We start from the raw sequence: 15,909 nt of genomic DNA, 5'->3' as shown, positions 1-15,909 counted from the left end.
AATATTTTTGTGTTTTTTAACCCTCTTTCTTAAAAACATAACATTGACTGCACAATTGACTGTGCAAGGCATAACTCAGTTGGATTCTTCATGGTCAAAGGACATTTACGTGAGTGAAATCCGAACTTTACAAGATATGTATAAAGCAGGTAATCACCTTATTATTAAGAGGGTCACCATTGATACTTCAGGAAATTGGCGATTTAATATAGAAGAACCTAAGAACGATATGCTGCTGCGATTACATGTCAGGAGAAAGTCAGACCCTGTGACCAGTTTAGTGATAGGATCCAAATTAGAAAATTTTGGCTTTGTAGCTATTGGAAAAGATCGAAATATCACCATGGTCAATGACAAAAAGAGCATCATTTCCAGCTTCAACACCACTGATAGTCCTCTGAACAAAGAACTACACCATATTAAGAAAACATATGATTTCTGGGTTGAGCTAGACCTGTCAAGCCATACTAAAGCAGAAATGATAGCTGTTAGAAAAAAAGCTGCCGATGACTTATTCCAAATTGCAGACACCACTAATGCCATCCTGCCAGCCATATATGCTGCGAATTTGGCAAATTTTGGATTCAATAACAGTGAAGTCACTGAGCAAATGAACTCCATATATGATAGACTTGGTGACCATCCTTACCTGAGTCTCTATAAAACCTATGAAAAACCTAATAGAACAATCCTAATTTATAGCGTCGCCTTTGTAATCGTTGGACTTGGTCTTTATTATTTTCGAAGTGTTTTCATCATGCAGTACCGAAAAAGGCAATTTAATACCCTTTCGTTTAGAGAACGTGATGTGGTACAGCTTGCAGTTGACGGTAAAACGAATAAAGAAATCGCCAATCAATTAAACATTGAACTCAACACCGTCAAAACACACCTAAAAAATATATATAGCAAACTTGAAATTTCATCTAGGCGAGAACTGTCGAAATACAATGATCATGTTTAGAACCCTTTACATATTACTTGCTTTCTACTCATTGCATCTTGGTGGTCAGGATTATGATTTATACAGAGATTTTAAGGTGGGACCCTACTCGGTTGGATTTACCGACAGTATTCTTGTTGACTATTCTAGAATGTATAAAGATACTTTCAGACAGATTCCGGTATCAATTTGGTTTCCCACCACAAAATCTTCAGGTCCGCCCTTGAAGATTATTGATTACTTGAAATTGTATAATAAAGAGGATGCCAGCAATAAAAAAGTAGACCTTGATCATTTCTGGTCCCAGCAGTTTGAAAGTCTTAGCCCTCATATTCAAATAGACCAAATTTTTCAAACGAATAGTATCGCACAGTTTGCACCTCTGCCAAAAAAAGATAAGTTTCCCATAATACTCTATGCTTCAGGAGGGCAGGGAGAAAGCTTTGAAAATTTTTTACTATGTGAAATGCTGGCTAGCCATGGTTTTGTTGTAGCCGCCATACCATCCATTGGAACACATAACCATGAGATGGAAATAACCAAGGAAGGCTTAATGACACAATTTCAAGATTTACAGGTTTTACTTTCCTATCTCAATCAACAATCATTTATCGACTTTCATAAAGTAGGAGCAATGGGTTGGAGTTGGGGCGGACTAGCGACCTTGTTTTTGCAGACGGCATATCCATTTGTGCAAGGTTATGCCTCACTGGATGGATCAATAGCGGGTTACTCTGACATACTTGAACTTTTACCTTACTATGGTAAAGAAAACTTAAATGCCAACTCGATATTTTTTACAACAGTAGAAGATACAAAGGCCAGAACTTCTGAGTTTGTCTCTAGTCTCGTTTACACAACTTCTACACTGATCGCTTTAGATTCTATTCAACACAGCGACTTCTCAACATACACTTACCTGAAGCAAGTTTTTAATAGAACAAATCCAAATGAAAACATCATGGAATTCTATCCCTTTCTTTCTAATACACTTTGTGAATTTTTTACTTCTACACTAAAATCTCAACTTTTTTCAACTTTCAAATTGAAAGATTCTTCTCATTTGATTGAAGATATAGAGTACCATACCGGGCTAGAGAAGCCACTCCGTGAAGATCAATTAATCAATCTAATCAGAAAGAGTGGAGTTGCAGCAGGTAGGAAGGCTTATGAACGCATGAAGTGTTTAAATGCCGATTATCAGCCTTTCCATTCATTTGAAATGACTAAGCTTGCCTTTACACTGGTTCGTGACCATCAACGTAGCCAGGAAGCTGTCGAAGTTATGAAAATGGTAATCCAGGAATATCCCGACTCTGCTGCCTCCTATGCGCTGAGAGGTAGAATCTATGAAATACAAGGAAACCTCGAAAAGGCCTTATCTGACTTCGAAAAAGCTTTGTCTTTTAAAGAAGATGTTAGTCAACCGAAAGAAACTGTATTTTATGAGGATGTTAGTTGGTATCAAAAGAAAATTGAAGAGTTGGAAGAAAGAATCAAAAAGGAATGAAAAATCTTAATATGAAAACAATTCTAACCCATAAGTTGATCAGAATAGTAACCGTAATCCTTATTGCGGTTACCTTTTTGCTCTATTTGTCAAACTTTAGTGCGCTTGGAGCCGTCCTCGATACAAGAAAGATTGTTACTTTTCTAGCGGTATTGACCGTTGTCCTTTCCATTTACATTTTACTAAAAAAGAAAGGGCTTACTTCATTGGTTTTGCTGGTGGTTTCGGCAATCCTGAGTTTTTATCGATCAAAGAAGTTTTCTTCATCTACAATGAGCAAGAAATTAGTTTTAGCAATGACGGCCATCTCTTTTATGGAACGCTGTATACACCAAAAGAGGTAACAACCACTTGTTTAGTGACATTCATACATGGTTCCGGAAGCCAAAGCCGCAAAGAATATGCTTTTCATGCCCGTAAACTGGCTCGAGAAGGTATGGCCTCATTTGCCTACGACAAAAGAGGTAGTGGCAAATCTGAGGGTAATACTTATGATGTAGGATATGAAGGTTATGCGCAAGATGCCATCGCCGGAATCCAGAAAATCAAGTCTTTATATGATTTTGAAAAGTTGGGCCTTTTTGCTGTCAGTGAGGGAGAATGGGTTAGTCTGATCATTGATTCACTTATCAATATTGACTTCATGGTGATGATTTCGCCTTCCGGAACCACACCTATGAATCAAACCATACGAGAGATGACTACCCGGCTTGGAGTGAAGAACATCTCTGCAGATGCTATCATTGAGGCAGAAGAGTTATATCATGAAATTTTAAGTTTTGACAATGATTCCATCAGTAGATTAGAGTTGGAAAGACAAATCCAATTATCCAAAGATAAGGATTGGTTTCAGGCAGCGGAAGACTTTTCTGAAGACTTATACTTCTATCCCTGGTGGTACAAAGTGAAAGATTTTGACCCATCTCCCCTTTTAAGAAAATCGAATACACCTATCCTGGTGATGGTAGGTAAAGACAATGAATCATATCCATCTATTGAGACCGAGTCCAATTTTCTTCCATATTCCCAGGTCAGAACAGTGGTCTTTGAGGAAGGTGATCATGCCCTGCTGGTTTGGAGACTTGGAAAGGGGATACCCCCTCCTGCATTCGTTGACAGATATGAGGAAACGTATTCTCAATGGATTCAAAAACAGTGTGATGACAGCTGAGGAACCATTAGTGTTAGACTGATAAAGGGTTAGACTCAAAAAATTCATATCTTGTATTAAAGAAAAACATCCGCTCTAAATCAGCCCTATGAAAATTATAATTATAGTCTTCTCCTTCCTTTTTATAAGCGCATCCAGTTTTGCTCAAAAAGTCGATGAGCTCGAGCAATTGATTGACAGCATATGTATGGATTGGCAGGGAGATGTGCCTGGTGGAGCAGTAGGAATGGTCCATAAGGGAGAACTGATTTTTAATAAAGCCTATGGTCTGGCTTCTTTAGAATATGAGGTCCTAAATAATACCAAGACCCTATTCAATATTGCATCTGTTTCTAAACAGATTACTGCCTACGCACTCGTTCTGCTAGACGTTGAAGGGAAAATTTCTCTGGATGATGATGTCAGGAAATACCTTCCTGAAGTTCCAGATTTTGGGACTCCAATCACGATCAGGCATTCACTAACGCATACCAGTGGATTGCGAAATTTTCAGAATCTTTTATCCATGGCAGGTTGGCGGGATGGTGATCCTATGACCAATGATGACCTTCTGAAGTATATATCCAGGCAAAAAGAGCTCAACTTTCCGGTCGGGGAAGAATATCTATACTGCAATACGGGATTCGTGCTCGCAACCTTTATTGTGGAAAGGGTCACGGGTATGGATTTCAAGGATTGGACTAAACAAAAAATTTTTGAACCATTGGGCATGGACAATACAACTTTTCGGGAAGATATGGAAGTGGTCATCAAGAATGCTGCAACTGGTTATAATTGTAATGATGGAGCGTGCAGGAATCCATTGGAATTCTATACCTACATGGGGAATGGCAATGTCTATACCAATGTTGAAGATTTTGCAAAGTGGGTCAATCATTTCTCAACAGGTGAAATAGGTGGTCAGGCATCTATTCAGCAACTATTGACAAGAGGCATCTTAAATAATGGAGATACCCTATCGTATGCTCTGGGAATCGGAGTAAACCATTACAGAGGACTCCACCGTATTTCTCATGGCGGATCGATAGGAGGATTCCGTTCCACGATGAGCTATTTTCCGGACTTAGATTTTGGCATTTTCATCTTTTCCAACACCTCTTCTGGAAATCCTGGTGGAAAAGCAAATGAGATTTTAAGCTACTGTCTTCAAGATATGCTCCAGCCTATGGAACCTGGTACCAGAACAGTAAGAAAATTGAACCAACCTGGGGAAAACCTCACCATAGATTATTCGAAAATTGTTCAACAATATATAGTAGATGGGATTAAAGTCACGTTGAATGAATTTGATGGGTCTCTTTATGTTTCTGCTGAAGGTCTTTTCGAAAATATATTACTCACTCCAGCTTCGGATACCAGTTTTTACAATACTGACGCTGATATTTCACTTTATGTCAATGTCCAAGAGGACAAAAAAGAAAATACCCTGGAAGCGATCTTTGCAAACGACTACTACTTTGGTTACGCCCTTGATCCTAAACTTCAGGACCCATCTTTCTTCAAACAATTATTGGGAACCTATTACAGCGAAGAATTGGACACTAGATATGTCATTGAGTATATTGACAATGAGCTGTTTGTCACGCATCGCAAGCATTTACCTTCGAAAATCACACCGGTTACCTCCACAAAGTTAACAGCTGACGCCTTCCACTTTGCCAATGCAGAAATCATCTATGAAGACGAGGCCGTCAAGGGCTTGGAGGTTTCCAATGGAAGAGTAAGAAATGTGTGGTTTGAGAAAATGGTGGAATGATCAAAGGCCCCAAGCCAGCAACACATATTTGCTAATCCATTTTTCATATCTGAGGCTTTTATGACTTCTGCTAATTTGAAATTGACTTATAAATGCTTGGACCTCATCAGATATGAAGAATGGCTTGCCTATTGCTTCCAAGGAGATTGCTTCTAATACCTTGATTACAGAAAACAATCCGGGTTTTTAACTATGGGTACAATAGGAAATTTCATATATCACATCAGACTGATCAAAATGACTAAGTTTACTCATGATTTCCTGAATCCTGATGTTTATATCAATGGGATTCAGAGGCAGCATATTTACTTTGTTGTTAGTTTGACGATGCCCATTTTGCAAACATTAATATTGCTCCTGCTGTTCCGTCCATAGTTGGTTCATTTGTGGAATAATCCCCACTGTCATCGTGATAAACAACCTGCGAATTTTGGAAGTTATCATACTCATCCTGCTCTGAAAGCTGGATACCTATCAATGAGTTGTATATGTCAGCATGTACCGGCCCATCTACTAATCCACCCACCACCTCTCTTCCAGTCAACATCCAGGTACTGGTGTGTACATCTACTGGGTAATCTCCGTTTTCCGGAAAGCCTGTAAACATGGACGTTCCCCATGGATTTCTACCCAACAACCAGTCCCTTTGCTTGACCATGAAATCATTATACTTCTTATCTCCTGTCATCTCTTCATATAGAATGATTTGAGTAATCAGGCCAGTTGCTAAATTATTTGAACACCAAATAAATGGATATCCAACATCGTATGGGGAGTGTGCACTTTCGACAGCTTTTCTAATTTCGGCTTCGTAATAGCCCGCCAATTCATCTTTAAACTCTTCATCCACTTCATGAAACAGAGAAAAGTGTCCCATATTTACATATGGATAGAGTTCATAGTGTTCAATATCTTCTCCGTTAGCAAATCTTTTAATCCACGAGTCCTCCTCAGCAGCCATTCTAGCATACGTTTTAGCCTCTTTAAGATATTTTATTTCCTTGGTAGCCTTATATAGTTCCGGGGCAGCCCACTCCATATCATCAGCCCAGGTCTTTTCATTATATCTGTAGGGTGCCCCAAAAGAATTTCCTTGTTGATAACCTTCGTTTACTTTCCCTAAGTGATACAGTGACTTTGCCGCTGCAAGACACTGAGCGGCATAAATTTCATCTTTCAATATATTTTTCCAAATCCGATATGCAAGAGCCATGGCAGCGGCTGACCTCCCTGCAATATTTGAAATACCAGTCGAAGAGCTTTTATAGAGATGCAGACCTTGTGGATAACCGTCTGCGAAATAGGCAACCCGGTAGTTATTCCCGCCCCATCCATAATCAGCCGGGTCTTTATCAGGAAATTTATAGCCAATATGATCGCGGTCATCTGCCACCTGGTGAATTAGTTCCTTGCTGTTTGGATGCAGTTTTAGAATCCAATCCAGTCCCCATTTTGCCTCATCGAGAATGTCCGGTAGTCCATTAGAGCCTGACCGCCCAAATGCGTCAACTTTATCCGAAAAAGCATCTGGGTAGAGTTCAAATGACATAAGCATATGGGCTGTTGCATAACTACTCGTAATCAAATATTTTAACATATCCCCGGCGTCATGCCAACCACCCGTCGCATCCACAAAGCTGCTATCTGGTGTGACCTCCCCATAAAATACTACACCATCCTTTTGATGACAGTGCACTTCAAAAAATGGATTATATCCGCATCGTTGTTGTTGCATAAATTCTAGCAATCGGTCAGCTTGAAATTGATAAATAGTCGCAGAAATATTGAACTGCGAAGAATGATAACCTGAACTTTCCGATTCTAATTGAAAAGTACCCCGGGACTCAAAATTAGAAAAATCAACTTCATAGTAATATTGAAAATTGCCCCAAACTTCGTCTTTCAAAACCACTTTAGTCAATTCCTCAACCTGCTCCCCTGAATTTACATCAGCTATAAAAATCTTTTCATTCAATTCCGAATTGCTGAATATGATTGCTTTTTTTACATCTAGTGGTTTATATCCTACCTGGTTAATGCGAAAATAAATCGAATCTCCTTGTCTAGCATTAGAATTCACTTGAGTACTAATCAACAAAACTAAAATGGCCATCAACCTCATTCTCACTTTTTATTATGTGGACAATAAATGATCTATTCTCATAAATGAATACCCTTTTTTCTGCAATTCTTCTATTAGGACATCCAATTTGTTATAAAATTTATCAGTTCGGTCTGGATGAGTGCCAATGTGCATTAGAAGTATATACCCATTCAAACCATATTCACTGTTTTCTTCAAAATCTAAAATACTTTGGTAGATTTCTTGACTGTTTCTATAATTCCTTAAGTCTGGAGTGGTGTAGTCGGCATTCGATAATGTACCTTTGGTGTAGTTGACAAGATATAATCCTATGTCCTTACTCCAAGAACTTATCGAATCATTATACCACTCATAGGGTGGTATAAAAAATCTCGCTGCATCTTGCTTGATCCCAAATTGCTGCATCTTTAAGAAATTTTCAAGCAAGTCATCGGTGAATTCATCTTTGGTCACTAATAAACTATCCCTTTCATACCAATCACAATATAGAATATGTTTATCTGAATGTGCTCCCAGATAATGTTGTTCAGAAATCAAGTTCTGAATCAATTGTTGATTGACAGTATTGCTGTAGAAATCTCCAGTAAAGAAAAATGAGGCCTTGATCTGATACTTAGATAGAGTAGACAATATGGTGTTACCACCTTCACCATAATCTCCTCCTGTAAAGACAAGAGCTAATTCTTTTTTACTTTTATCCCCTCTAACGATTCCTCCATATTCCAATTCAATGTTTTTCAAATTCATTCCTTCCTGGCAAACGACAGAATTGATTTGCAAAGTGAAGATTGTCATGGCCATAGCCATCATCCTTTTAGTCTGAATTATCATAGGATCCAATTAATGACTGTTGGTCGGGTCGAACACATTAATTAGAGCAATTTAACGAATCGAGCTAAATTGACATAAGCAATTGCGCTTATTCCTCTTAAAAACTGAAGAAATATACACACAAAGTAAAGGGCCAAAATATTAAGCAGTGATGGACATGCAGAAGAGGCTTATATATAGTTAGTGATAACGTACTTAAACCATAGGTCGTTCAAATAATAATAGCGGCGATCAACTTACTTGCGATGATCGCCATTTCATTTTCTTTACAGGCGCTTGATCTCTTGATTTTCCGAATCTTTGCTTATTACAATATTCAAACTTGTACCTTGAAGAAAGTCGACACCTGTACGTTTCTCATAGAGCTGCTTGTATTTTTTTAATAGGGTCTCGGACTGCTTTTCTCCATTGATTTCCAGACGGTCGTAAGACAGCTTTATTTCGTTTCCACCCTCTTTGTACAGCCCGTCCTTCTTTAACTGTTGCAAGAGCGTGTGCTGAAGATTACCGGGGTGTAAATAGGAGAAACTATGATCAAAGTCTGGAAAACGGAAGGTATCCAGATGCTTAAAGGACTCATGGATGTGACTAAAGTCGAGGGAATCAAATCGAAACTTGAATTCAGATCCCATACGAGGGAAATCAATTGAATCCATCATGAATTCAAATCTCTCACCGACCTCACCCAAGTGAATTTTAAGTTTGCCCATTTTGGATCTCAAACTATCCATGTCCAACCTTAAAGTATCCAGTCGGTCGAATTGAAATTGGTAATTTCCATGCGGAAATCTTATTTCATTCCAACTGGAATCTGAGTCTTCCCCGTTGAAAAAAATGTAGTTGTGATCATCCTCTCCTAACTTGTGGAATTGAAAGTTTTGGCTTAAGGAAGGCCATATAGAATCGTGATAGATGTGCATTCTGGCTTTCATCTCATCAATATTTTCAAGATTGATCCATTCGCTCATGTCATTGGAATTAAAGTGCCACGTATTTTTGGAACCCAATTCGTCTACGATGATTGAATGATCATCAAATTCTTCCTCAGGAATTTCTTTTCCGTCAATATTTAGTCGTTTGATTTCTCCATCCTCCACTTCTACGATCATCGATTTAGATTTAGTGGAATCTTTCGGAATGGTATCAGCTTCTATGTCATTGTTGACAAATCTTACTGGAGGAAGTTCATCCTGAATTAAAGTCAATGTTTCCTCGCTGACTTGTTCTTGATGATCGTCTAAAACGGGTGACTCTGTTGCAGATATCCATATGATCGAGGACATCAATATAATGGTTGCAAATATTTTCTGCTTCATTTCATGTTTGTTGTATGGTTGATTTAATATTCTTTTCATTCTGTCAAAAAGCGGTGTGTTCTTGGAGGTCAATGTCATGGCCAAACCCGGATTTACATTGGTTTCTAAAGCTTGTAACACCAAAAGAGATTTAGCGTACTGTACTTTGTCTCCAATGATGTCAATGGCCAGATCATCGCAAGCATTTTCTCTTTCACATCTGATATTCGCAGAGATCCACCATACTGCCGGATGGAAATAATAAAATGTTTCGATGATGCTCTGTACAATATTGATCAAAAAATCATTTCGAATAATGTGAGCCAATTCGTGAGCCAATATGGCTTCTGCTTCTCTTGGATCAATGGAATTAACGAGGCCAATTGGGAAATAAATGGCAGGTTTTATAATTCCAATGACTGATGGTTGGAGAATTTTGATGGACTCCTTGACCTTAATCACCATATCCACTTTGGCTTTGCCTTTCAAGTCTTCCAACATGTTGGTCAACCATTGAACTTTAATTTCTCTGGCTGAAGATTCGATGTTCCGAGTATGTTGTAATCCATAAATTATTTTGAATAGGAAAAAGAATAAACCGATGCACCAGAGGAGCGTGATCCACTGGATGTTTTTCATCATCAGGTTTTTTAACCATTCCACTAATCCTTCTTCACTATAAAGCATGATTACGGTCGCAAAAGATTCAGAAAACTGACTGTCTTCAGTGAGAATACCATTGGCCAGTGTCGACTGATAAGTAATCGAAAAAGTATAAATGGAAGTGATAAACAGCACGAACAAAGATGAAAGAGCAATCAGGTATCTTTCCTTTGCATACTTCTTTTTAATAACACTTAACACTATTGACATGACCAGTGCAATTAGTGTAGCCTGCCAGATGCTGTGAAATAATGTAATTCCCAATGCTTTTATGAATGCTATATTGACCAAGTCCATCTTACTTGTTTTCTATTTTATCAATTAGGTCTTTAATTTCCTTCAGTTCAGCTTCTGACATCTTGTTATTGCCCAAAGCTTGCATGATGAGTTGAGACGCAGAACCCTCAAATGTGGTTTTCATAAATGAACTCAATAAATTTTCCTTGGTATCACTTTCTTTTACCAACGCTATATAGATATGAGAACGTTGGCTCGTGTCCCGATCAACCAGCCCTTTTTCATGCATAATCTGCATTAGCTTTAAAGTGGTAGTATAGCCAATGTCTTTGTTTTGAGAAAGAATATTGTTGACTTTTCGCACTGAACACTCCCCTTCTTTCCACAAGACCTTGAGTATTTCTAATTCTGAATCTGTTGGGTGAATCATGTGATTATATTTATTACGAAACAGTTCGTACTTCAAATTTATACAAAGAATTTTAAATAACAAAGATTATACGAAATCTTTCGTATTTAAAATGACAAAGGTGTCTGATTTCTCTATGAGCGTTCATCATTTTTCCATGAATGGAGCGACCGATGCACAAAAGGAAGTAATAATTGTCGCAAACGAAAGCAAAAAGCGATCTCACAATAGGCCCCTCGTCGAATTTTGATAATTTCATATCCGGGATAGGTGACAAGTATAAATGTTGTGTCATTGATTTGTGCACCATCCTAAATAACACCCTTTTATAAGTTTCCCCGAGCTTCCAGATTTAATAATGAAGTCAATATTTACGATTCAGACTATGCGCTTAGACTGTATTTAAAATTTGCTTCTACTCAAAATTAAATATTAATAAAAGGTAAAATGGTTATTTATTTACGACAGATTTTAATGGTCCTATGTATGGGCCTCATTACATTGAATTTATCAGGCCAACATATGGCTATTAATGCTGATGGATCAGCTCCGTCTTCGTCTGCCATGTTGGATATTTCTTCTACGGACAGTGGTCTATTGATACCAAGAATGACTACAGCACAGCGAGACGCCATAGCCAGTCCCGCTTCCGGTCTTTTGGTTTACAATACGACAACCAATCAGTTTAATTATTATAGTGGATCAGAGTGGATCAGACTATCTAATAGCAATACAGTGAGTGATCTATCAGGATGGGCTGACTATGCCGATACAACTTATAAAGAGTCCAGTCCTTTTGCATTGGCTGGTGGAGTCAAGGTCACTTTGCCTAATAATGCAGAAAAAATTGTTGACTTTCAAAAGCCATTGGATGTGCCCACTTTTTATGATAAAGATAACTCAATAATTACTGGAAGGAATGGAGATGGAATTAATATTGTTGTCGAATTTAAAGTAAAACCCACTACCGCCTCATCAACCAGAATTACATCAGCCATTGACATAGGTGGGGCGGTTGGAGAAATATATATTAGAGATTTTATTCTAAGTAAAGGCCAGGGTGTAGAACACCATTTCCTCACCTCCTTTTCCGGATACACATTAGGAACTTGGGAAGCCAATGGAGGACAGGTTCGGGTAATATCTACTGATGCGGTAGAAATATACGACATAAGATTCGTCATTACAAGAACACATAAGGCTCGATAATATTAACCCCTGATATTTAAAATAAGTTTCACTGTTAATCGGATGTAAATCCACCATAGTGCGTCTATTCTCTAATAGTCGCACTTTTTTTTAGTTAGATACATTCTGGCTGACAAAGTTTTCCAAAATCGTCTTGATTTCATACTAATAAACCTCCACCACCAGCTCAATTTCCACAGCCTGACCTCGTGGTAGAGATGCCATGCCCACTGCGGCCCTTGCATGTTTTCCTCTTTCACCAAAAACCTCCACCATTAAATCTGAAAATCCATTGATCACCTTGGGTTGTTCCACAAAGGATGAGTCACAATTGACCATACCCAACACTTTCACAATTCTCTTTACTCTGTTTAGATTGCCCAGCATCGACTTCAGCACCGCAAGTTGGTTAATAGCTGTAAGTCGCGCGCCTTCATATCCTTGCTCAATACTGACATCCTGACCCACTTTCCCCGTGATTTCCCGTCCATCCGCATATCTCGGACCTTTACCGGCCAGAAAAATTAGATTTCCTGCTTGCACACCATTGACATAATTCGCCACAGGCTGTGGAGGTGAAGGCAGTGTAATGCCCAATGCCTCTAACCTGGCTTCAGGATCATAATTTGCTTCAGGTTTCTCTGCCTGCTCACAACTTGCAAATGCAAGAGTCAGGACTAAGAAGAACAAGGTGGTTTTCATAGATTCAATCATCATATCCATTTTTACGAGGTAAGAAATCAGCCGCTTTCCACAGGTCATCACTCTTGTAGTAATTCCCATTGGTAATGGTTGCCGTTACAGTTCGTACGTGCTTTATGTCTTCCAGCGGATTTTTGTCCAAAATAATGATGTCGGCTTCTTTTCCAACTTCGATGCTTCCTGTCTGGGATTCCATTCCCATGACCCTGGCCGGTATAATGGTTGCCGTTTGGATCACTTCGAATGGCGTCAATTTTGCATATTTTTGATAGGACTCCAGTTCCAGGTAGAGACCAAAAACAGGAATAAAATTGTCTGTTCCTGCCACTATTGGCACCCCGGCACGATAAAAATCGCTTATGGCTTTCAATATTTTTCGGTATCTATGGACTTGTTTTTCTGATTCATCTGCACTGATGCCCTTTCGAAACCTTTTACCTTCCCATAATTCATAAGCTATTCGATAGGCATCAGGCTCTATTTCTTCTATTTTCGAGCCCATTGGCATCGCCAAAACCAACCTCAAATTCATAGTAGGATCAAGCGCAATATCGTTTTCCAACAAGAAGTCAATCGCTTGCTTTACCCGGAAGGGCTCCAGTTCCTGATCATCTTTCATTAAGTCACCTATTTCACTTTTACTTTTTTCAGGATACAACACAGAGGCAATAGCCCGATCATGACTAAACATGTTCATTCCCAGTTCCACAGATTGATGAATGGTACCCACTAAATCCGGAACATGACCAGTCACTGTAAGACCTCTGGCATGTGCTTCTTCCGCTAAAACTCTTAGAATTTCAGGTTCTACAGAGTTGTAGATTTTGATTTGTCGATACCCCAGATCACTGTACATTTTTACCACCTCCCGAGCTTCTTCCGGAGTCGTGGCTCTTATGATTCCATTCCCTTTATTCCCGGGACCATCTGTCATTCCCGCCAGTAGAATATCCGGACCCAACATTCCTTTCTTTGCAATGGCATCTCTAAAGGCTGTAGCCAATTCCACTTCATTTCCATTGTCACGAATGGTCGTGATTCCACCCGCTAAGTAAGCGGGAGCCCATTGTACCTGATTAGAATGGGCGTGCATATCCCATAAGCCCGGCATGATGGTTTTACCTTCGAGATCCAACACTCGTGCAGCATCAGGAATCACCACTTCTCCCTCATTGCCAATTTCAATTATACGTCCATCACGAATGACGACGACCTTCCTTTTCTGTGTTGTATTTGTGATGCCATCAATTAATTCAGCTCCCTTTAACACCAAATGCTGAGGTTGGTTTGCTTTCAATTTATGGGTATACTCCTCTAAGGCAGCCATTTGCTCCTCCACATTTCCTGCAACAAAAACGGGTAGTGATGCTGCATATTCTTCCCTGATGACCTCCCGAATTTGCGTATTTGCTTTTACAATAGCGATCAGGTTCTTGTGTTCATCTAGCCAGATGGTTCTGCCACCCCAATTGATACCCTCTACAACATAGCGATCAAGAACTTGCTCCTTTCCACGCACTTTAACCAAATCCTGTCCACGGTGTACGATGGTTAATTCACCTCTGGGAAATGTCTTCATAGACTGTCCCACTGTGTAATTTCTAAAGTAGTAATGATAAAGCAGCATTTCCGTTCCTGCGGACAGATTACTGTGCAAGGGAAATAATTGAGCAGGTTTTTTAAATCGTTCGACATCAAAGTGTTTCTCCCAAATCAACAGACTGTCATTGACTGTAGACATTTTCAAAATATTGGATGTGCTTCCTCCTGACCTTCTGATTGAGCTATACAGATGGGGCGTCAAATCTTCTTTGTCCATGTAAAGTACGGATTGAACGCCGGTTATCCGCCCTCTTTCATTTTCACCTTGAAGGGTTTCCAGTATGATGGAATCTTTCGTCGTTCTCACTTGAAAACTTTCCTCACCTATGAGAGACTGGCGCCGGTATATCAGGTAATTTCCCTTGATGTCAATGTTCTTTAAGGCACTTTCAATGTAGGTATTGAAATAGTAACGATTGACTTCATCCGAATTACTTTCAACGATATCGGGTTTCCCATCCTTATTCAGGTCAGCTGTCAAAATATCATAGGTAAATGACTCCCGGTCGGAAAGTGGAATGGCTTCCCACCTCTTAGCGTGATCCTTATTAATGTACACAAAATTAGGTTCCATAAAATTACCTACGACCAGGTCAGCTAAACCATCTAAATTGAAATCTGCTACTGATATAGAGGAAGACTGGCTGGAGTCCTGATCGAAAATGACTTTTCGTTCAAAACTCAATGCTTCATCTCCAAAATAGATCGCATTGGGTTCCCCAACGTTGGCGGTGGCAATGTCCACAAAACCATCATTGTCAAAATCTGAAACTGCTACCGACCTGGTGTTGTCTTTTCCACTTCCGTATGCTACTTGTGATGAAAAGTTGAGTCGGCCATTGTTTAAATAGATATAGTTGGGTTGACCATCGCGATTGGATAATACCAGATCTAAATCACCGTCTTTGTCCATGTCTGCTACCTCTACATCTATGGTTGAGTCGTCTCTTGTTCCGAAACCTATGCTCTCATTAAAGTTTCCTTTTCCATCATTCAGGCAAATTTCATTTTGTTGACCGCGATTGGTGATGAGAATGTCTATATCTCCATCCTTGTCTATATCAGTGACCACAATATTGCGTGTCGGAGCATATTCCTTTCCAAAACTTCCTGACTTTGTAAAATGGCCATTACCATCATTGATGAAAATACTGTTAGGCGCCATGTCATTACCTACAGCTATATCCAGGTCTCCATCTCCATCAAAGTCAGCCAGCTCAGTCGAGTAACTGGTTGTCCTTTCGTCTCCCAAAGGTTTGGAAAGGGAGAATTTGCCACTGCCATTATTGATAAATATGCGGTTCTGTCCTGGCCAATGACGACCATTGGCAAGCACAACATCTATGTCGCCATCTTGATCCAAATCTCCTAATCCGGCTGAAGCAGTCCTTTCCTGATGTGTGCCAAAAATCAGTCTGTTGCTTGTTGTAAAATTAACGCTTTGGGAGTACAATAAGATGGGGAGTAGAAGAAGTGTAGTTATAAGCCATTTGGTCAT

General features: G+C 39.3%; 12 protein-coding genes. 6 read left to right on the top strand and 6 right to left on the bottom strand.

Annotated elements, in window-relative coordinates; all coding sequences use genetic code 11:
* Positions 1–43: 43 nt before the first annotated feature.
* The 5 genes from L2567_RS13030 to L2567_RS13010 all read left to right on the top strand — a co-directional run bounded on the left by L2567_RS13030 (position 44) and on the right by L2567_RS13010 (position 5,380).
* On the top strand, positions 44–964 hold the full coding sequence (locus tag L2567_RS13030) for a response regulator transcription factor (RefSeq protein WP_235298226.1): 921 nt from the start codon (positions 44–46) through the stop codon (positions 962–964).
* Positions 957–2,453 carry an alpha/beta hydrolase family protein gene (locus tag L2567_RS13025; protein ID WP_235298225.1) on the top strand — a complete coding sequence of 499 codons (1,497 nt, stop codon included), beginning with the start codon at positions 957–959 and terminating at the stop codon, positions 2,451–2,453. The genes L2567_RS13030 and L2567_RS13025 overlap by 8 nt, the downstream gene beginning before the upstream one ends.
* A gap of 11 nt (positions 2,454–2,464) precedes the next feature.
* Positions 2,465–2,797: a hypothetical protein gene (locus L2567_RS13020; protein WP_235298224.1), complete on the top strand. Its 333-nt coding sequence runs from the start codon at positions 2,465–2,467 to the stop codon at positions 2,795–2,797.
* Between the two features lie 14 nt (positions 2,798–2,811).
* Entirely contained in the window at positions 2,812–3,624 is an 813-nt protein-coding gene (locus L2567_RS13015) for an alpha/beta hydrolase (protein WP_235298223.1), read from the top strand.
* Between the two features lie 88 nt (positions 3,625–3,712).
* Positions 3,713–5,380, top strand: coding sequence for a serine hydrolase domain-containing protein (locus L2567_RS13010; protein WP_235298222.1), 1,668 nt, complete (start codon positions 3,713–3,715; stop codon positions 5,378–5,380).
* A gap of 316 nt (positions 5,381–5,696) precedes the next feature.
* Here L2567_RS13010 and L2567_RS13005 read toward each other — a convergent pair whose 3' ends face one another.
* From L2567_RS13005 to L2567_RS12990, 4 genes are all read right to left on the bottom strand, one after another.
* Entirely contained in the window at positions 5,697–7,493 is a 1,797-nt protein-coding gene (locus L2567_RS13005; protein WP_235298221.1) for a glycoside hydrolase family 9 protein, read from the bottom strand.
* Positions 7,494–7,514: 21 nt separating this feature from the next.
* Complete coding sequence (locus tag L2567_RS13000) at positions 7,515–8,315, bottom strand: polysaccharide deacetylase family protein (RefSeq protein ID WP_235298220.1); 801 nt, start codon at positions 8,313–8,315, stop codon at positions 7,515–7,517.
* 266 nt (positions 8,316–8,581) lie between these two features.
* The gene (locus L2567_RS12995; protein ID WP_235298219.1) at positions 8,582–10,570 is read right to left on the bottom strand and encodes a M56 family metallopeptidase; all 1,989 of its coding nucleotides are present in this window, start codon (positions 10,568–10,570) and stop codon (positions 8,582–8,584) included.
* Between the two features lies 1 nt (position 10,571).
* On the bottom strand, positions 10,572–10,940 hold the full coding sequence (locus L2567_RS12990; protein WP_235298218.1) for a BlaI/MecI/CopY family transcriptional regulator: 369 nt from the start codon (positions 10,938–10,940) through the stop codon (positions 10,572–10,574).
* Between the two features lie 426 nt (positions 10,941–11,366).
* Here L2567_RS12990 and L2567_RS12985 point away from each other — a divergent pair, with 426 nt between their 5' ends.
* Positions 11,367–12,128, top strand: a complete 762-nt coding sequence (locus tag L2567_RS12985) for a hypothetical protein (RefSeq protein ID WP_235298217.1) — start codon at positions 11,367–11,369, stop codon at positions 12,126–12,128.
* A gap of 144 nt (positions 12,129–12,272) precedes the next feature.
* Here the strand turns inward: L2567_RS12985 and L2567_RS12980 are convergent, their stop codons facing one another.
* Together L2567_RS12980 and L2567_RS12975 are read right to left on the bottom strand one after the other, a co-directional pair.
* Positions 12,273–12,821: a RidA family protein gene (locus L2567_RS12980; RefSeq protein ID WP_235298216.1), complete on the bottom strand. Its 549-nt coding sequence runs from the start codon at positions 12,819–12,821 to the stop codon at positions 12,273–12,275.
* Positions 12,814–15,909 carry an FG-GAP-like repeat-containing protein gene (locus L2567_RS12975; protein ID WP_235298215.1) on the bottom strand — a complete coding sequence of 1,032 codons (3,096 nt, stop codon included), beginning with the start codon at positions 15,907–15,909 and terminating at the stop codon, positions 12,814–12,816. The genes L2567_RS12980 and L2567_RS12975 overlap by 8 nt, the downstream gene beginning before the upstream one ends.

Source organism: Portibacter marinus (genome assembly GCF_021533195.1).
GTDB lineage: Bacteria > Bacteroidota > Bacteroidia > Chitinophagales > Saprospiraceae > Portibacter > Portibacter marinus.
This window is presented reverse-complemented; position numbering and strand designations above follow the sequence as displayed.